This window comes from Puia sp. (genome assembly GCF_036500295.1).
Taxonomy (GTDB): Bacteria; Bacteroidota; Bacteroidia; order Chitinophagales; family Chitinophagaceae; genus Puia.
Window position 1 is genome coordinate 56,243 of sequence record NZ_DASYCH010000003.1, and the last position, 17,826, is coordinate 74,068.

A 17,826-nucleotide genomic window follows, 5' to 3' on the forward strand; every position below is an offset into this window, starting at 1 on the left:
GCTTTCAGGCGATGAACCTGCGGTTCGTCTGCTGCTGCATGGGCGTTGGACGAAGTGAATAGTCGAGAAAATTTGGGATTACGTGTGAGTAGGTGTACCGGATCTTATCGGGGTCGTCCAGTTGTTCGATCATGCTGCGCCATTTTTCTTCGCCATGTTCGGCGATGACGGTGGCTTTGCGGTCTTCGCGTTGGAGGTACATGCTCATCCCCGCCGCATCTGCTTCGGGGTGAAACTGTGTGCCGATCATGTTGTCGTTGAAGCGGACCGCCATGATCGCTCTTTCGAGGGGGATGTGGGGGCGTTGTTTTTCAATGGCCAGGACCAGTCCGCCCATATCGGCGATGCGCTGGTAATCCGGCTGGATGACCTGGTAGCTGCGGCTGTCGACGGCATAGAAGGGATCGCGCAGTCCGGCGAAAACGGGTTCTTCGGCGGCGCCTTCCAGCATGTGTACCGGGAAAACGCCGAAGGCGGTGGATTTGCGGTTGGTGACGTTGGCGATGGAATAGTGCCGGCAGGCGAGTTGGAAGGAGTGGCAGATGAAAAGGACCTGTTTGGGATCGGCATTGGCAGGGTCGGCATTGAAGGATTCGATGTTTTGGAGCCAGTTCCAATAGACTTTTTCCCATTCGCTGCCTTCGCTGTCGAGGGGGCTGCCGGGGCCGCCGCTGGAGATATATATCTGGTAAGACAGATCGGGGGTTTCGTGCTTCAGGCGGACTTCGAATTCGTCGAAGTGGAGGTCGAGTGAGTGCGTACGACCATACGCTGTCAGTATTTCGCGGATACAGCGCATGCCCTGGTTGGCTTGTCCTTCGTAGAGATCGAGGATCGCCACCCTTATTTTGGCTTGGTTTTCCATACGGCAAAGGTACGATTTTCTGCGGCCCTGCGGGCCGTGGGTCAAGGGCTAATTATTGGCCTCCGGCCGGCCTGTGGCCGTCCCTGTCCTAGGAATTCCACTCAATAATCTGATAGAAGTCATCTTTGAAGCTGTCCCCGATGGGGATGATCTTCTTGCCGATATAGATCTCGTTTCGGGCGATGGTATCGATGTGTGTCAGTGAGATGATGAAACTGCGGTGAACGCGGATAAACTCTTCCGGCGGCAACTTGTAGGAAAACGACTTGAGATTGTTCAGGGTGAGGATGGGTTCCGCCCGGCCGCGGACATAGATCTGGGTATAGTCCTTCATTCCTTCGCAGAACAGGATGTCCTCGAATTTTACCTTGATGATCTTGTATTCCGATTTGATGAAGACGAAGCGGTTGTTGCGGTGGTGGATATAGATAGTTGTAGAAAGATAGTCCCTGATCCGGTTGATCGTGGACAGGAATCGTTCGAAGGAGAGTGGGCGGATCAGATAGCTGAAGACGTCCATTTCCGTTTCCTTTTCTTCCTGTTCCTGTTTGTCGGCGATGCAGATGACGATCGGATAGTAGCCAGATTCTTTTAACCGGAGCATGACCCGGTTGTCGAGCAGCCGGATATCCCAGAAGATGATGTCTGCGCGGTGTTGGGTGACCAGCGGGTAGAGATCGGCTGCCGATCCGCATTTGCCGGAGAAGGAAAGCTTTGGGGTTTTGGCGATATAGTCCTTGAGGAGGGCGCTCTGCTTGTTGTTGTCCTCCACCACGATGCAGTTGAACACCCCCATCAGCGGGAATCCTTTCATCTGCTGGTGGAGATCAAGCATATTAGTCAAATTTCTTTCCTTTTGTATACCAGATGGAGCCGTAGTTTATAACAAAAGTGACGTTGGCGTAGTTCTCGCGGATCAGCTGGTTCTGGGTGGTGCCTTTTATTCCGTACTGGAAGACGATGGAATAGGCGAGGGGCGATTTCAGGGAGTTTACCCCGAAGCCCACGGTGACGCCCATGTCCCGGATCTGCTTGCCGTTGATCTGCAGATAGGAGTTGCTGTAATAAAGGCCGGTCTGAAAATAACCAAGCTCTACTTTGTTGTTATAGTAGTTCCGCTTTTTGGAGATCTCGAAGCCGAGGGAGCCGCGTTCGCTGCTGATGATCTGGTAATCCTGGCCCGGATAGGCATTTTTGCGTTGTACGCCGTTCCAATCCTGGTAGCGATAGTCTGCGAGCCAGGTATATTTATCGTTATGGGTGATCGAGATGCCGGCGCCGTAGCTGTTGGGCAGGGTCAGATAGGTCTCGATCAACTGTTCATTCTGGATGGGGCCAAGAAGGGAGTCCGAGCCTGTGCCCTGTACCTGTTTATTATAGGAGGCCAGCAGATCGGCTTTCTGGGAATAGACACCGCCGAGGACATAGGACCAGTGCTTGCCGAGATTGCCATAGACCTGCATTCCATAGGTCATGTAGAGATTCTGCAGATTGACGTCGTTTGTCGTGGAAGTCTGGGATGTTCCGGTTCCCAGGTCCTGGATGATATCTTTCTGGTTCAGCTGGCCAAAGATATAGCCGGCATCCACCCCGATGGAAATGTGGTGGAAGAACTCATAAGAGTTGGCCCAGTAGGCTTTGTTGACGCTGCCATGTCCCTGGTAGTAGTGGTTGGCTGCTTCGTTATTACTACCCTGGATAAAATAGGGTACGTTGAATTCGTAGTTCTGGGTGCTGAAGGGCACCAGGCCGATGCTGGTCCCCCAGTTTTTTGCCGCTTTGATCCCCATGGCAAGCCGGCGGAAGGTGATATCACCGGATTGGGTGCTGGCGGGTGTGACGGGACTGCCGGAATATTGGATAAAAGAACCGCGGAGACTGGTCTCCATGGTGAAATACTGGTTGGCCAGTCCGGAGAAGGCAGCGGGGTTATTGTTGATGAGGAAGCGGTTGCTCCGGTAGGCGATACCTGTGTTTCCGAGGCCGGTGGTACGATTGTAAAAGCCGTCCTCCACATCCCCGATACCCATCTGGGAGTATGGCTGGAAGTTGTTTTGCGCCATCACGCATAAAGATGTTACCGTGAGCAGCGAAAACAGGATCGATATTTTTATCCGATTAGGTATCATTTATTTATTGATGGGGATATAACGAAATATAGTAAACGTTCAGCATGATCCTTTGGGACACGGGATAGGACTGGTCGGCGACGATCAGCCGGTTGAAGGAGGATACGTTGGCCGGTGCGGGTACACTGAGGATCACCCCGGTTTGGGTGGCGGTGGGTCCCTGGTCCAGGAGCAGCGCCTTGATAAAGGCGGTGACGTCATAGGTGTAGAGTGTGTTCTGGGGGTGGAAATAGTCGATCGTCAGATTGCCTGTCTGGCTTCCTGCAACGCCGGTGGCGGGAATGGGCTGGAGGAGCAGGTTGTTCTGGTCCGTGGAAAAGATGCCTACCTGTTGGGGCATCCGCCAGGTGGTGGTATAGCTGCCCGGCACGGGTCTCACGGTCAGGGTAGCCCGTAGCAGGCCGATATAGTCCGGCCGCAGCGCGATCGAACTGATATTCGGGAAGGTGAGTTTGACGCTTAGGCCGCCGATGTTCTGTACGTACCCCACGTTGCCGACTTTGGAGGACACGGTCGCGGGAGGCGACTGCGGGTTACTGGTCGGGAACTGAAGATTGTCGATCGGTTTTCCAGCAAAGGAGGGGTGTCCTGAGAAGTCGGGCTTGCCGCCGTAATGCCTTGCTATCTGGTTGAATTGAAAACCCTTATCTGTTATATTGAAATCGATGAATTTCCCTTCGCTGCTGACGCCATTTTCCCGGTAGTAGATGCGCATAATGGCGCTGTCCATGAATCCGTAGATGAGGTTGGACGGGCTTGTTTCAGGTGTTGATAGGCACAGACCGGGAAACCAGCGTTGCCATTTGGTGGTGTTGATGAGGGTGTCGGATTTGTTGTAGACCATGTTGTACAACTGTTGGCCGAGGGCATAGTCCATGGGGATGCGGACGGTGTCACCGGTGCCCTGACTGGTGTTGGAAATGCCATTGGTTCCCGGCCGGTTGGGGAAGATGCGGACACTGGTATTGCCGAGCTCGGGGCCGAGGGGCAGGCTATTGTCGCTGAACCAGCCGTTCTGTCCATTGGCAAAGTCAAAGATGGTATCTATCTGGTTGACGGCGTACTTCTGGAAGGCGGTGGTATCCCCATAATAAGGATTGCCGGTCTTCGCGAACAGGACGAGGCCGATGGAGTCGTAGTTGTCTGCCCTCGGGTCGAGTGTGGGCAGGGTCGCCGGGGGGAGGAGGCGCCAGTAGGCCCGGCTGCTTACTCTGCCGAGAAAATCATCATTATAGGTGCCCGACATGAGAAAGCCGGTGGAAGAGGTGGCAACGGAGTCCTCGTCTATTGTGGAGACCACCACGGTAGAGCTGTCTACAAGAACAATATTGGCGCCGGTGCCTTCGTCGGTATAGGTGCTGCCGAAGAGAAGGTCAGGCTGTTTTTGGCAGCCGATTAGAAAGAGCGAGGCCAAGAAGGAAGAGGACAAAAGAAAAAGCAGGTCTTTTCTCAAATATTTATGTATAGTCATGCTGGTTTTCTTAATCGATCCAAAGGCCAGAATGTTACGGCTTCGGCATTGGAGGCGCAATTTGCGCCTTTTTGGCGAATTTGTGCAATATTAGGGGCGTCAGTTGTTACTATTTTGTTAGTATGTATCAAAGATATCAAAAAAACGACCAACCGCCCTTTTTTATCTACCAATGGAAAACGTTCCACGCTCTGTCCGGGTCTTGAAATGGGCCTGTCGATCCTTTGTTAATTGTTCTCTTTCAGAACGATAGAAGATGGCCGGCGTTAACAAAACGGCCGGTTGGGAAAAGCCGCGTGGAATTGCGCTTTGTATAGAAAAATCCGGGGTTCATCTATTAAATCTTTGTGAAAATACATTTTAACGAATTTCCTATGTCCACAAAGAATACTTTAGCGCAAAATATCAAAAAAATTATGAAGCGGATCAACATTACTTTGTTCGCGTTAATGTTACTAGGTATCCTGTTTTCCTGCACCAAAGCTAGCATCAACTATACACAAAACGGCAACTGGGTTGGCCGTGCCACCTTCCCCGGACAGGTTAGTGGTTTCGGGGTTGCCTTCACCATCGGTGAAGCTGCCTATGTAGGCACAGGTATCAATCCGCAATTTCCCAACCAGCGTCTCAACACTTTCTTTAAATACACTCCCACTACGATCCCCGATCCCCTGCCTTCGCCTACCTATTATGATAGTACGCTTGGTACGTGGTCCAAATCGGCAACTTTCCCCGGCGCTCCCCGCAGTAATGCAGTTGCGTTCACTGTAGGCGGTATCGGCTATGTCGGTACGGGTGTCGGCAACGACGGTTATACGGTGCTTGCGGACTTCTGGGCCTACAACCAGGCTTCGAACAGCTGGTATGCGATCGATTCGCTCCATGACCAGGGCGGTGTCGCCCAGCCCCGCCTCGATGCGGCTGCATGGGGTTTTGACACCGTCGGTTATGTACTTACCGGTACCGACAACCTGAACTTTTTCGTCGACGTCTGGAAATACAGCCCCGCCACCAACAAATGGACTCCGAAGCCCTACCTGCCTGGTAACCCCCGCAGCGGTGCTACTACCTGGGTTTACAATGGCAAAGGTTATATCTTCGGCGGCTTTACGACCAGCGGTCAGCATGAGGTCAACAACTACGCCTATGATTTCTGGGTATTCGATCCGCAGAAGGCAGAGACCGATACGCAGCATATCTGGAGCCAACTTCGGGATATCTCCAATACCAACAGCGGCACTTATGACGATGGATATACCAACATCGTCCGGAAATACGGCGTAGGCTTTACCATTGCCAAGACGGCAACCGGCGACAAGGGATATATTACGCTTGGCCAGAACGGAACGTCCATCACCTATACCTGGGAGTATGATTTCGCCACCGATCTGTGGACGGAAAAAACGCCTTATGAAGGTGCACCCCGCAGCGGTGCTGTCGGCTTTACCCTGCAGAATCGCGGCTTTGTCGGTACGGGGGTCAGTCAGGGCAATTCGGGAGCCTTCCAGGATCTGCGTGAATTCTTCCCCAATCAGATCTATAACCAGTTTGATTAATGGCTTTTCTGCGCAAATGGGGTCTTTCGATTCTGATGCTGCTGGTCATCATCGGGACTTTTTCCTACGGGTTCTACAAGCGTAAGAAATGGAACAACGATCACGTACTGCTGGAGTTGAAGGCGATACCGGTGAAGAACGGCTGGGGTTATGATATCCTGCAGAACGGTCATCCCTGGTGTCATCAGGACTATATTCCCGCGGTTAGTGGTTACCGGGTCTTTCGGACGAAGGAGGATGCGCTGGCGGCAGGCAAGATCGTGTATGACAAGGCGATAGCCGGGAAGCTGCCGGACATAACGGAAGCGGAAATGCGGAGTAAGGGCATTTATATCCCGCCGGTGGACTCCACCGCCAAACCGCCCGCCGACCAGATAGTCGGGGTTAAAAAAGATTCTACGAAACTGAAGTAATCATTTTTTTGATATCTGCAAAGGAAACCCCGCGCCACTGCGCGGGGTTTTTTATCTTTAGGTTATGAGAATCCTATTTACAATTCTGATTGCGCTTTGCGGCGGCGGGTTGCTGGCGCAGACGCCTACGGTGTCGAAATTCGATCCACACAAAGCATTCGATCCACTTTTTTATCCTTCGGGGGGTACGGTTTACCGCAGTGCCGGCGGTGCGCCGGGTGATAAATACTGGACCAACCGTGCCGACTATGCGATCCACACGACGCTGGATACCACCCAGCATTCGCTTAGCGGCGGGGTGACGGTGACCTACACGAATAACAGTCCCGATGCGTTGCCATGCCTCTGGCTGCAACTGGACCAGAATATCTACCGGGCCGATTCGCGTGGCGAGGCCACCAATCCGGTGACGGGCGGCCGGTGGTCGAACAAGAAATTTACAGACGGAGATGTCATCAAGTCGGTCATGCTGTTGATCGATGGGAAGGAAGTGAAGGCGGACTATGTGGTTTCGGATACCCGGATGCAGATCCGGTTACCGCAGGCCCTGAGGGGGGGAGGCGGCGTCCTCCGGTTTCGGATCGACTATTCCTTTTCGATCCCCGAATATGGTACGGATCGGATGGGGAGGCAGTTGATGTCGGGTGGCTGGATCTATGAGATCGCCCAATGGTATCCCCGGATGGAGGTGTATGACGACGTCAGCGGGTGGAATGTGTTGCCGTATCTCGGCCAGGGCGAGTTCTATCTTGACTATGGCAATATCGACTATACGGTGACGGCGCCGGCCAATATGGTGGTGGCGGGTTCGGGGGAACTGCTGAACCCGGCAGAGGTGCTGACTGCGACGCAACAAAGCCGGCTGGCCAAGGCGAAGACCAGTGATAAGACGGTGGTGATCCGGTCGGCAGCGGATGTGAATGATCCGAAGGCAAGGTTGCCGAAGGCGATGCTGACCTGGCATTTTCGTTGTAACCGGACCCGTGACGTGGCCTGGGCGGCTTCGCGGGGTTTTATCTGGGACGCTGCCCGGATCAATCTTCCGGAAGGAAGGAAGGCGCTGGCGCAGTCCATCTACCCGGCGGAGAGCAATGAGGCGGCTTCCTGGCAGCGGAGCACGGAATTTGTAAAAGGCTGTATCGAACTCTATTCCCAAGAATGGTTCCCCTTTACCTATCCCGTGGCTACCAATGTGGCCGGTCTGGTGGCCGGAATGGAATATCCGGGTATCGTCTTCTGCAGTAGCGGCGAACGGGGCGGTGGATTGTGGGAAGTGACCAACCATGAGTTTGGTCATAACTGGTTCCCGATGATCGTCGGGTCCAACGAACGCAAGTATGCGTGGATGGACGAAGGATTCAACACCTTTATCAATGGCGTCGATACCAAGGTCTTCAACCGGGGCGAGTTTGCGCATAAGTCGGACGCGCAACGGGCGGCACCCTTTATGTTCGGGGATAAAAGTGAAGCGCTGCTTACCGTTCCCGATGTGATCCAGGCGCAAAACCTGGGTTCGGCGGCCTATTCCAAGCCTGCCATGGCGCTGGACCTGCTGCGAAAATATGTTTTGGGTGAGAAGCGCTTCGACTATGCTTTCCGTGCTTATATCCGGCGTTGGGCGTTCAAGCATCCAACGCCGTGGGATTTCTTCCGCTGCATGGAGAATATGGGTGGTGAGGATCTGGGCTGGTTCTGGCGGGGATGGATGCTGCATAACTGGCGGCTGGACCAGGGCGTGAAAGGCGTCAAATATGTGGAGAGTAGTCCGGAAAAGGGTGCCGTGATCACGATCGAGAACCTGGAAGAAATGGCTATGCCGGTGGTGATGGTCGTCGAGCAGGAGAACGGCAAGACGGATACGCTTACCCTGCCGGTGGAGATCTGGCAGCATGGCCCCACGAAGGATGTTGCTTATCCTTCGACCTCGAAGATAAAACGGATCGTTATCGATCCGGCGCATGATTTCCCGGACTTCAATCCTGCCAACAATACCTGGACCGGCGCGGCCGCCGAAAAACCTGTTCCTGCGGGGGTATCGGCTACTACGGTGATCGACAAATTCCTGAGCGCCATTGGTGGCCGGGAGAAGATTGCGGCGATAAAGGACCTGGAGATCGTAGCCACGGCGAACGTTCAGGGGCAGGCCGTGATCGAGACCATGAGGTTCATCACGCCCGATGCTGCGACGCTGGACATCGAGTTGCCCGATATGAAGATGCATGCCGTGCATCTGTCCATCAGCAAGGACAGCGTTACCCTGTCACAGGGGGGGCAGAGTCCTGCGCTCGATGAGAAAACGAAGACAGAGATGCGGGAGAATACCGCTCCTTTCCCTGAGGTGAACTTCTTAAAAGAAGGATATAAGACCGAGCTGACGAGTATAAAGAATCTGGATGGAACGGATGCTTATGAGTTGAAGGTGACCGGGCCGACGGGGAAGGTGAGTCTCTATTACTATTCGGTGGAAAGCGGACTGCGCATCCGGGCGGTAAAACGTACGGGGCAGGGTGAGACGACGACCGATTTCGGTGATTACCGGGAGGTCAGCGGCATCAAATTCCCCTGGCATATCGATGACAACCAGGGTCAGGTGGATCTGGATATGACGGTGAAGACGATAAAAGTTAATTCAGGGTTGACGGCGGCGGATATGAAGTAGGGGCCGCCTGTGGACGGCCCAACGATCAGGTTCCGTGAAGAAACTGATTTTGGATATAATCGACAACGGGCACCAGTTGCTGACCCGAATCCTGGTAGATCTTTAGCTGCCGGTCGGCGCCGGTGCCCGTTTGTAATATCTTCTCCGCGAAATGGGTATCTTCCCGGCTGCCGAGGTGGTCGACGACGTCGTCGACAAAATTCAGCAGTTCGTAAATGAGTGCGCGGGTGTTGACCTCTTCTTCCTTGCCGAAGTCGATGAGATGGCCGTCGATGCCATACCGGCTTGCCCGCCATTTGTTCTCGTTGATCAGGGCGCGGGAATACTGGATATAGTTCATATTCTGCAAACGCAGCTTATAGATCTTTACGCAGATGGCCTGGAAGAGGGCGGTGATGCACATCGTTTCGTCGATGGTCATCGGCACGTCGCAGATGCGGAACTCGACTGTGTTGAAGAAGGGATGTACGCGGAGGTCCCACCAGATCTTTTTGGCATTGTCGATACAATTGGTTTTCACCAGCAGCTTTACAAAATTGTCATAGGCTTCGATGCTTTCGAAGTATTCGGGGATGCCCGTGCGCGGGAATTTATCGAATACCTTTGTCCGGTAGGATTTGTATCCGGTCAGTCTCCCTTCCCAGAAGGGGGAGTTGGTGCTGAGTGCATACACGTGCGGCAGGAAGTAGCGGGTGGAGTTGGCGATATGGTTGGCCATTTCCCGGCTTTCCATGCCGACGTGGACGTGGAGGCCGAAGATCAGGTTGCTGCGGGCGGCTTCCTGGAGTTCGTTCACGATCTCGCTATACCGGGCATGTTCGGTGATCAGCTGGCTTTCCCAGTGACTGAAGGGATGGGTGCCCGAGGCGCCTATCTGCAGTCCCAGGTCGCCGGCAATTCTGGCGATGGTGCTACGAAGGGTAGATACGTCTTTTCGCGCCTCGTGGATATCCTGGCAGATATCGGTGCCCACTTCCACGACGGCCTGGTGCATCTCCGCTTTTACCTTGTCGCGGATGACCTTCTGGCCTTCGGTTACGATCTTTTGTTCATGACTTCTGAGCTCTTTTGTCGTTGGGTCGAGGACCATGTATTCTTCTTCGATGCCCAGAGTGAAATTGCGGTAATTGATGTCAGCCATTCGTGCAATTTATAAGGTGAGGTTACGGTGTCCGATGCTATATTGAAGATATTTGCCCCAGGTGAGGTTGTCGGTATCGTTCTGGTGGTTGAGCGCCCGTTCGATGGCGTACTCGGCGGAGGTGTCCACTACCCAGTTGAAATTGTCCTCGCCTACGCTGGACTTTTCCGCGTCGGGGGCGGGGTTGCAGAAATCGATGGCATAGGGGATGCCATCGCGGACCGCCAGTTCCACCGTGTTGAAATCGTAGCCCAGCCAGGCGTTGATGCGAAGGACGATCTCTTCCATTTCCTGCAGCCGTTCGGCGGAGGGGCTGAAATCCGCGCTGTACCGGAGGTGGTGCGGGTTGCGCGGCTCATAGGGCATGATCCTGACATATTTTCCGCCGATGCAATAGCAGCGGTAGTATTCGGTGAAGACGATCTCTTCTTGTAGCAGCATCACCAATTGGCCGGTTTCGGCGTGTTTCTGATAAAACTCTTCGGCGCTGTGAAGTTTATAGACGTTTTTCCATCCGCCGCCCGCAAATGGTTTCATATAGGCGGGGAAGCCGATATAGTCGAAGATGCCGGGCCAGTCGAGCGGGAAGGCGAGGTTGGAGAAGGATTGATCGGTAGTGTCGGACGGCAGTTCGCGGGACGGGATGATAACGGTCTTGGGTACCGGAACGCCGGTGCGGGTGGCGAGGCAGTTGTTAAAAAATTTTTCGTCGGCGCTCCACCAGAAAGGATTGTTGATCACGGCGGTTCCGCAGAGTGCTGCATTCTTCAGGTAGGCGCGGTAAAAGGGAACGTCCTGGGAGATGCGATCGAGGATGACGGCATAACCGCTGCTCTCGCCCTGGACCACCTTATCGATCCGCACGGGCTCGGCGGTGATGCCGGCGATATTCTTTCTGTTGACGGCTTCGATAAACGCCATCGGAAAGCTTCTCTCTCGTCCGTAGAGGATACCTATTTTTTTGTTGACGCTCATAACCTATACAATTTTTTGGAGGTAAAGGGGGAACATTTCTTTCCATACGGGCCAGTCGTGGTCGCGTCCGCTGCGCATGTCCAGCCAGTGGGGGATGGATTTGGCCGCGAGCAGGCGGCTTATCCATTCGTTCTGTCCACGGCAGATGTCGTGTTCTGCGGTGCCCAGCACGATGCCCATCTGCCAGAGAGCGGGATCGTTTGCGCCGGCGATAAAATCTACGGGATTATTGAAATAGACGTTGTCGTCGTAGTAGCCGTCCGTGAACGAGCGGATGTCGAAGACCCCGCTCATCGAAAAGCAGTAGCCAACGTGGCCCGGATGGCGGAAGGCGAAATTGGCCGAATGATAGCCGCCGAAGCTGCAGCCGGCTACGGCTACGCGGCTATGGCCGGTGTCATGCAGGGCGCGGGGCAGGACCTCTTCGAGGATCAGCCGGTCGTAGACCGAATGCCGCCAGGCTCTTTCCGCGGGGGATGCCGATTTGTTATACCAGCTTTCGCTGTCGAAGCTATCGGGGCAGTAGATCTTTATTTTTCCGTTTTCCAGGAAGCAGCGGGCGGTCTCGATCAGTCCCTGGTCTTTGTTTTGGTAATACGTTCCGCGGGAGGTCGGGAACAGGATGACGGGATAGCCGCCCTTTCCAAACACGAGCATTTCGAAGTCCCGGCCGGCTGCCGGGGAATGCCATTTATGATATTCTTCGTCTAAATCCATTTATGTTTAAATATACTATTTTTGACGCTATGTCGATAGAAAAGAGCACGAATATCAGAAGGGAGACTATGGCGTTGGCGTCGGTTTCCCTGGGCCGTACGGTGACGGTGGATTTTTACCTGCCGGTCAGCCTGCAGGATATGCGGAGTGCGAGTCTGTTGCTGATCAATGACGGGCAGGACCTGGCCCGGTTGGGGCTGTCCGGGATCCTGGATGACTTGTATAACCGCGATCAGCTTGCGCCCCTGCTCTGCGTGGGGATCCATGCGGGTGAGGAGCGGAATATGGAGTATGGGACGGCGGGTCAGCCGGATTACCAGGGCTGGGGTGCGAAGGCGGGCGGCTATACCCGGTTTATCTTTGATGAATTGGTTCCTGCCGTGAGGCGGAAATATCGTGCACCCGATTTCCGGGAGAAGGCATTTGCGGGGTTCTCCCTGGGTGCTCTCAGTGCGATGGATATCGTCTGGAATCATCCGCAGGAGTTTTCCAAAGCCGGCCTTTTCTCAGGCAGTTTCTGGTGGCGGACGAAGGATAAGAACGACCCTGCTTATAATGAGCATACCGACAGGATCATGCAGGCGGAGGTTCGGGGGGGCGGCTACTATCCGTGGTTGAAATTCTTTTTCGAATGCGGAACGGAGGATGAGCAGGAGGATCGCAACGGGAATGGGGTCATCGATTCCATCGACGATACGCAGGAGCTGATGCGGGAGCTGGCGGTAAAGGGATATGATGCGGCGCGGGATATCCGCTATCTGGAGATCGCCGGCGGCCATCATGATGTGGCAACCTGGGCGAGGGCGATGCCGGAGTTCTTACTATGGGCGTTTGGTAAATAGATGATTTTAAAAAAAGAACCCGGCTTTTGGCCGGGTTCTTTTTTTATTAGTTGAACAGGTAACGAACGCCGAACTGCATCTGCCAGCGGGAAGAGATCGCGGTGCTGGGAGAGAAGCTGTTGACGAGCGGTACGAGGTTCTTGGCATCGGAGTAAGGGAAGGAGAACAGTGGGGTCTTGCCGTCTGCGCCCATCCCTTCGAAACGCAGGAAGTTGTTGATGTTGGTCGTACGGACCACACCCCAGTTCCGGTTCAGCAGGTTGCCGACGTTCTGGATGTCGACGCTGAAACGCAGGGTGTGTTTGTCCTTGCTGCCGCCATTCTTCGTAAAGAAGTAAACGTCTTCCGTCACGTTGAGGTCGAGGTGCTTATAGTAGGGCAGTGTAACGGAGTTGGACTCTGCGTAGTGACCCTGGTGCTTGTACAGATAGTGGTCCTGCTGGATGAAGTTGCTCAACTGCGTCCAGATCTGGGCAGCGGTGCGGGGATCGGCAGCGGTACCGCTTGTGGAACCGGTGTGGCTGGTCTTGTTGTAGGAGCCGGCATCGATCAGGCTGATGTCGGAGGCGCTCTTCGGGATATAGATCAGGTCGTTGCCTGTGTTGCCATCGCCGTTGAGGTCACCGTTGTAAACAAAGGAGGTGGCGCCGAAGCTTTGTACTTCGTATACGGCGCCGATGGAGGTGGCGAAATGTCCGCCGTATTCTTTGCGCCAGTTGATGTAGGCAATGACCCTGTTGGGGCTGTACCAGCTCGGACGGCCCAGCGTTGCGGCGTTGGGGTTCGTATTGGAAACGGCGCGGGTGGACCAGAGTGTGCTGGCGGTGCTGCCGTTCTCCATGGTGGACTTCACATCCTGGTGGGTGTAGGAAGCGCCTACCTGGAAGTTGCGGATCGTTCTGCTGATGCGGGCGGTGGCGGCGTAGGACCAACCCTTGTTGGCATTGCCCAGCCAGATCACATTACCCAGGTTGGGGTTTTGCAGGGTGGCAGGAGCCGGCGTTCCGCTGTAATAGGTGTTGCTGGCGTTGTAGCCGCTGGTAGCCGTCGGGTCGCTGTTGTAGCGGGTGCGGGTATCCCCGCCGTTGTTGATGGCGAAAGCGCTCTTTTCCGTATTCAGGTTCTGGTTCGCCATATAGGTGGCGTTGATGTCCTTCGAGTAGGTGAACTCACCGGTGACGACCCAGTCATCAGGCAGCTTCTTGTCCAGGCCGACGCTTGTGCGCAGCTTGGTGGGATATTTGAAGTTCTTCGAGATAACGTTGACCGAGTAGCTGGTCGGTGTGGCGGTCTGGCTCTGGCCTTGCAGGGCGTTGTTCAAACCGGCTTGTGCGCTGGGGAAGAAGGGCTGGTTCTTGTTGTTGAAGGAACCGAGGAGCACGCCGTTGTTGGCGGCCTGGTTCTCGATCCATACGAAGGGCGGAGCGCCTTCGAAGATACCGGCACCGCCGCGCAGTTGCCAGGAACGATCGCCGTTGATATCCCAGTTGAAACCAACACGGGGAGATACCACCAGGAAGCCCGAGGGCGCATTGCCTACGTCATAACGAGCGCTATTCTTAAAGGTAAGGGCATCGAAGTTGGGGTTATCCGTGAACTTGTTCTGGTAGCTGGTGTAGTCGAACCGGATACCATAGACCAGGGTGAAGGTGTTGGTGACCCGGTATTTATCCTGTGCGAAAACGCTCAGGTTGGTGGCACCGGCATAGGCAAAGGGGAAGGCGCCGCCCTTCAGCGTGGAATAGGACTGGGAGTAGGTTTGTGCAGTACCGCCGCTGAGGAACTGGTCGAGGCTGGCGAACTGGTAAACACCCTGGTAACCGGGGGCGAAGGCATTCGAGTATTTCTTATAGCTGTTCTGAGTACCGAAGGTGATCTCATGTGCTCCTTTGTAGAGGGTGAAGATATCCGTCAGGTTGTAGGAGTCCATGTTCAGCACGTTGTTGTACGTGAACGGCTCGTAACCGAATGAGGTGTAGACGTTGCCTGCACTGAGGATATCGACAAAGGGCATGGTGGAAACGGGGGAATGTGGGGTGCGGAAGTCCCGTTCGCGGGTGTAGCCAACCTGCAGTTTGTTGGAGGCGGCATTGCCGAAGCGGGTGTTCAGCTCGGCGATCCAGATACCCAGGTTGTTGTTGATTCGATAGCCCGCAGAGTAGAAGGGCATTGCGAAGGTACCGGGACTCTGACCGCCAACGAGACCACCGGCGCCGATTGCCCGGCTGGTGCTGGGCTGCTGATCCTGGTAGGATTTCAGGTAGTTATATTTCAGTGTCAGCGTGTTGGCGTTGTCGATGTTGTAGTCGATGCGGGCGTTGACTTTGTAGCTATTGGTCTGGAAGGAATAGCCCTGGAAGGGACCCGGATCGTAGTTGTAGTTCGTTTTGAGGAAGCTGGCGAGTGCGCGAAGGGTATCGGCGTTGGCCTGGGAAACCGAGCTGCCGGATGGCGGATGGCTTGCATCGGAAGCGATCACGCTGGTAGCGGGAGCGGTTTGGATGCTGCGTTCGGCATTTACAAAGAAGAACAGCTTGTTCCTGATGATCGCACCACCGAAGCTGGCGCCTTGCACTTTCAGGCTGAGGGGTGTTTTGAGGACCACGTTGTCATCTGCCTTGTAGCCGATGTTATTCTGATTTTTGAAATAGTCATAGATAGACCCTCTGAATTGGTTGGTACCGCCGCGGGTAACGGTGTTGACACCGGCGCCGGTGAACCCACCCTGACGGACGTCATAGGGGGAGACGTTGACCTGAACCTGGTCGATGGCATCCAGTGCAATTGGTTGGGCGCTGGCCTGGCCGCCGAGAGTTCCCGAAAGACCGAAGGAGTTGTTGAAGTCGGCACCGTCGACGGTGATGTTGTTCATGCCGGGGTTGGCGCCGGAGAAGCTCTGGCTACCGAAGTTGAGTGTAGCCGTAGGTTCCAGCCGGGTAAAGTCCTGCAATGAACGGGCAACTGTCGGCAACTGTTCCAGCTGAGAGCGGTTGACGATCTCCTGGCTACCGGTATGACTGTTATTGAAGATCTTATTCTGACGTCCTGCTGATACCAGGACACCAGCCAGTTCTTTGGATTCGGGGGTCATTTTGGTATCCGAGGTGAAGTCCTGACCGATGGAGAGAGAGATGTTTTCCTGTGTTTCAGTTTTGAAGCCGACATAGCTCACGGTGAGGGTGTACGGGCCGCCTACACGCAAGCCGGCCAGGTTGAAGCGGCCATCTTTCCGGGTGGTGGTGACGTATTTTGTTCCCGTCGGCACGTGCAGGGCCGTTATAGTCGCTCCGCCGAGGGGGGAGGTTCCGTCGGAAACGCTACCCAAGATCTGGGAAGTCGTCTCCTGGCCAAATGAATACAAAATGGACAGAAGGGTGAATGCTGATAATAGCAGTCGTTTTATCATATAAAGTGGTTTTTGCGGGTGCAAAGGAATACAGAATTTATATGACTGTACTCATAAGCAGATTATGAAATCATTAACAGATAGCAGGCAGATGCAAATTTTTCGCAGGATGGAGGACGGAGAGTGGACTTGTTAAAGAAACGCAAACATAGAAAAAGGCTGCTCGATCATGGTTAATTAATATTGACAATTTATGAACAAAAATGGACCTTTAGGGCCGCTAATGGTTTTTGGGTATCCGAGCGCAGCGAAGGATAGGAACGAGGAGGACCGTGGCGAAGCAGGTCCGACGAAGTTCGGAGCGCAGCCGAGGCGGGAGGACCGTGGCGAAGCGGGTCCGACGAAGTTCGGAGCGCAGCCGAGGCGGGCAACTGGGGGTGGGAGTTGGCCGTTTATAACTTTCCCGGGTATTTATTGTTATTTTTGTAATTAAACAAGGATTTTGATGCTATCTAGTATTGAGAGCGCCATTGAAGCCATAAAACAAGGAAAGCTGGTTATCGTTGTGGATGATGAAGATCGTGAGAACGAAGGGGATTTCGTCACTGCCGCGCGCAATGTGACGCCCGAGATCATCAATTTTATGAGCAAGGAGGGCCGTGGATTGATCTGCGCTCCGCTGGTGGAGGATCGGTGTGATGAGTTGGGTCTGGAGTTGATGGTCAATAAAAATACGGCGCTTCATGAGACGCCTTTTACGGTGAGCGTGGATCTGCTGGGTCATGGCTGTACCACGGGTATTTCGGCCAGCGACCGCGCCAAGACGGTGCAGGCCCTGATCAACCGTGCCACTCAGCCTGACGATCTTGGCCGTCCAGGGCATATCTTTCCCCTGAGGGCAAAGCGTGGAGGGGTATTACGGCGGGCTGGTCATACGGAAGCCACGATCGATCTGGCGCGACTGGCTGGTTTTGAACCGGCGGGGGTGCTGGTGGAGATCATGAATGAGGACGGGTCGATGGCGAGGCTGCCAGAGCTGCTGAAGATAGCCAAGAAATTCAACCTCCCCGTTGTTTCGATAAAGGACCTGATCGAATACCGGTTGAAGACCGACTCCCTGATCGAAGAGGTTGTGAGGGTCGAGATGCCTACCAAGTATGGAGATTTCAAACTGATCGCGTTTCGCGAGAAGAACACCAATAACGAACACCTGGCGCTTATAAAGGGCAGCTGGACGTCGGGCGAACCGGTGCTGGTCCGGGTGCATTCCTCCTGTTTTACCGGGGACATCCTGGGATCGTTTCGCTGTGACTGTGGCGAACAGCTTCACGAGGCGATGCGGCTGGTGGAAAAAGAAGGGCAGGGTGTTATCCTTTATATGAATCAGGAAGGACGGGGTATCGGCCTACTGAATAAGCTCAGGGCCTATAAGCTGCAGGAAGAGGGAATGGATACGGTGGAGGCCAATCTTCATCTCGGTTTCCCGATGGACAAGCGGGATTATGGGGTGGGGGCGCAGATCCTTCGCTACCTGGGGATCTCGAAGCTCCGGCTGCTCAGCAATAATCCGCGGAAGCGGGCTGGTCTGCTGGGTTATGGGCTCGAGATCGTCGAAACGGTGCCGATCGAGATCCATCCGAATCCGCACAATGAAAAATATCTGCAAACAAAGAGAGATAAGCTTGGGCATGAGATACTGAAATAAACAATAA

General features: G+C 54.4%; 13 protein-coding genes. 5 read left to right on the forward strand and 8 right to left on the reverse strand.

Annotated features, from left to right (window positions below):
- Window positions 1-4: 4 nt before the first annotated feature.
- The 4 genes from VGM48_RS01030 to VGM48_RS01045 all read right to left on the reverse strand — a co-directional run bounded on the left by VGM48_RS01030 (window position 5) and on the right by VGM48_RS01045 (window position 4,465).
- The gene (locus VGM48_RS01030) at window positions 5-865 is read right to left on the reverse strand and encodes a type 1 glutamine amidotransferase (protein ID WP_331575701.1); all 861 of its coding nucleotides are present in this window, start codon (window positions 863-865) and stop codon (window positions 5-7) included.
- An 88-nt stretch (window positions 866-953) separates the two neighbouring features.
- The gene (locus VGM48_RS01035) at window positions 954-1,700 is read right to left on the reverse strand and encodes a LytR/AlgR family response regulator transcription factor (protein WP_331575703.1); all 747 of its coding nucleotides are present in this window, start codon (window positions 1,698-1,700) and stop codon (window positions 954-956) included.
- 1 nt (window position 1,701) lies between these two features.
- On the reverse strand, window positions 1,702-2,928 hold the full coding sequence (locus tag VGM48_RS01040; RefSeq protein ID WP_331575705.1) for a hypothetical protein: 1,227 nt from the start codon (window positions 2,926-2,928) through the stop codon (window positions 1,702-1,704).
- Window positions 2,929-2,998: 70 nt separating this feature from the next.
- Window positions 2,999-4,465: a DUF4270 family protein gene (locus VGM48_RS01045; RefSeq protein WP_331575707.1), complete on the reverse strand. Its 1,467-nt coding sequence runs from the start codon at window positions 4,463-4,465 to the stop codon at window positions 2,999-3,001.
- Window positions 4,466-4,881: 416 nt separating this feature from the next.
- On the opposite strand from VGM48_RS01045, the gene VGM48_RS01050 reads away from it, so the two are divergent.
- The 3 genes from VGM48_RS01050 to VGM48_RS01060 all read left to right on the forward strand — a co-directional run bounded on the left by VGM48_RS01050 (window position 4,882) and on the right by VGM48_RS01060 (window position 9,093).
- Window positions 4,882-6,021: a hypothetical protein gene (locus VGM48_RS01050; RefSeq protein ID WP_331575709.1), complete on the forward strand. Its 1,140-nt coding sequence runs from the start codon at window positions 4,882-4,884 to the stop codon at window positions 6,019-6,021.
- Window positions 6,021-6,434 (forward strand): DUF4907 domain-containing protein, encoded by a 414-nt coding sequence (locus VGM48_RS01055; protein ID WP_331575710.1) that lies wholly within the window; start codon window positions 6,021-6,023, stop codon window positions 6,432-6,434. Before VGM48_RS01050 ends, VGM48_RS01055 begins: the two co-directional genes overlap by 1 nt.
- Window positions 6,435-6,498: 64 nt before the next feature.
- Window positions 6,499-9,093, forward strand: coding sequence for a M1 family metallopeptidase (locus VGM48_RS01060; RefSeq protein WP_331575712.1), 2,595 nt, complete (start codon window positions 6,499-6,501; stop codon window positions 9,091-9,093).
- 25 nt (window positions 9,094-9,118) lie between these two features.
- On the opposite strand, the gene VGM48_RS01065 is transcribed toward VGM48_RS01060, so the two are convergent.
- The 3 genes from VGM48_RS01065 to VGM48_RS01075 are packed head-to-tail and all read right to left on the reverse strand — an operon-like array spanning window position 9,119 to window position 11,926.
- Complete coding sequence (locus VGM48_RS01065; protein WP_331575714.1) at window positions 9,119-10,234, reverse strand: carboxylate-amine ligase; 1,116 nt, start codon at window positions 10,232-10,234, stop codon at window positions 9,119-9,121.
- A gap of 9 nt (window positions 10,235-10,243) precedes the next feature.
- Window positions 10,244-11,209: a hypothetical protein gene (locus tag VGM48_RS01070; protein WP_331575716.1), complete on the reverse strand. Its 966-nt coding sequence runs from the start codon at window positions 11,207-11,209 to the stop codon at window positions 10,244-10,246.
- A 3-nt stretch (window positions 11,210-11,212) separates the two neighbouring features.
- Window positions 11,213-11,926 carry an esterase family protein gene (locus tag VGM48_RS01075; protein ID WP_331575718.1) on the reverse strand — a complete coding sequence of 238 codons (714 nt, stop codon included), beginning with the start codon at window positions 11,924-11,926 and terminating at the stop codon, window positions 11,213-11,215.
- Between the two features lie 29 nt (window positions 11,927-11,955).
- Here VGM48_RS01075 and VGM48_RS01080 point away from each other — a divergent pair, with 29 nt between their 5' ends.
- Complete coding sequence (locus tag VGM48_RS01080; RefSeq protein ID WP_331575720.1) at window positions 11,956-12,768, forward strand: alpha/beta hydrolase; 813 nt, start codon at window positions 11,956-11,958, stop codon at window positions 12,766-12,768.
- Window positions 12,769-12,814: 46 nt separating this feature from the next.
- On the opposite strand, the gene VGM48_RS01085 is transcribed toward VGM48_RS01080, so the two are convergent.
- Complete coding sequence (locus VGM48_RS01085) at window positions 12,815-16,174, reverse strand: TonB-dependent receptor (protein WP_331575722.1); 3,360 nt, start codon at window positions 16,172-16,174, stop codon at window positions 12,815-12,817.
- A 445-nt stretch (window positions 16,175-16,619) separates the two neighbouring features.
- Between VGM48_RS01085 and VGM48_RS01090 the strand changes: the two genes are divergently transcribed.
- Entirely contained in the window at window positions 16,620-17,819 is a 1,200-nt protein-coding gene (locus VGM48_RS01090) for a bifunctional 3,4-dihydroxy-2-butanone-4-phosphate synthase/GTP cyclohydrolase II (RefSeq protein ID WP_331575723.1), read from the forward strand.
- Window positions 17,820-17,826 lie beyond the last annotated feature (7 nt).

Coding starts and splice junctions, on each gene's coding strand:
- VGM48_RS01030 (WP_331575701.1), bottom strand. CDS start 865: ATGGAAAACCAAGCCAAAATAAGGGTGGCGATCCTCGATCTCTACGAA.
- VGM48_RS01035 (WP_331575703.1), bottom strand. CDS start 1,700: ATGCTTGATCTCCACCAGCAGATGAAAGGATTCCCGCTGATGGGGGTG.
- VGM48_RS01040 (WP_331575705.1), bottom strand. CDS start 2,928: ATGGCGCAAAACAACTTCCAGCCATACTCCCAGATGGGTATCGGGGAT.
- VGM48_RS01045 (WP_331575707.1), bottom strand. CDS start 4,465: ATGACTATACATAAATATTTGAGAAAAGACCTGCTTTTTCTTTTGTCC.
- VGM48_RS01050 (WP_331575709.1), top strand. CDS start 4,882: ATGAAGCGGATCAACATTACTTTGTTCGCGTTAATGTTACTAGGTATC.
- VGM48_RS01055 (WP_331575710.1), top strand. CDS start 6,021: ATGGCTTTTCTGCGCAAATGGGGTCTTTCGATTCTGATGCTGCTGGTC.
- VGM48_RS01060 (WP_331575712.1), top strand. CDS start 6,499: ATGAGAATCCTATTTACAATTCTGATTGCGCTTTGCGGCGGCGGGTTG.
- VGM48_RS01065 (WP_331575714.1), bottom strand. CDS start 10,234: ATGGCTGACATCAATTACCGCAATTTCACTCTGGGCATCGAAGAAGAA.
- VGM48_RS01070 (WP_331575716.1), bottom strand. CDS start 11,209: ATGAGCGTCAACAAAAAAATAGGTATCCTCTACGGACGAGAGAGAAGC.
- VGM48_RS01075 (WP_331575718.1), bottom strand. CDS start 11,926: ATGGATTTAGACGAAGAATATCATAAATGGCATTCCCCGGCAGCCGGC.
- VGM48_RS01080 (WP_331575720.1), top strand. CDS start 11,956: ATGTCGATAGAAAAGAGCACGAATATCAGAAGGGAGACTATGGCGTTG.
- VGM48_RS01085 (WP_331575722.1), bottom strand. CDS start 16,174: ATGATAAAACGACTGCTATTATCAGCATTCACCCTTCTGTCCATTTTG.
- VGM48_RS01090 (WP_331575723.1), top strand. CDS start 16,620: ATGCTATCTAGTATTGAGAGCGCCATTGAAGCCATAAAACAAGGAAAG.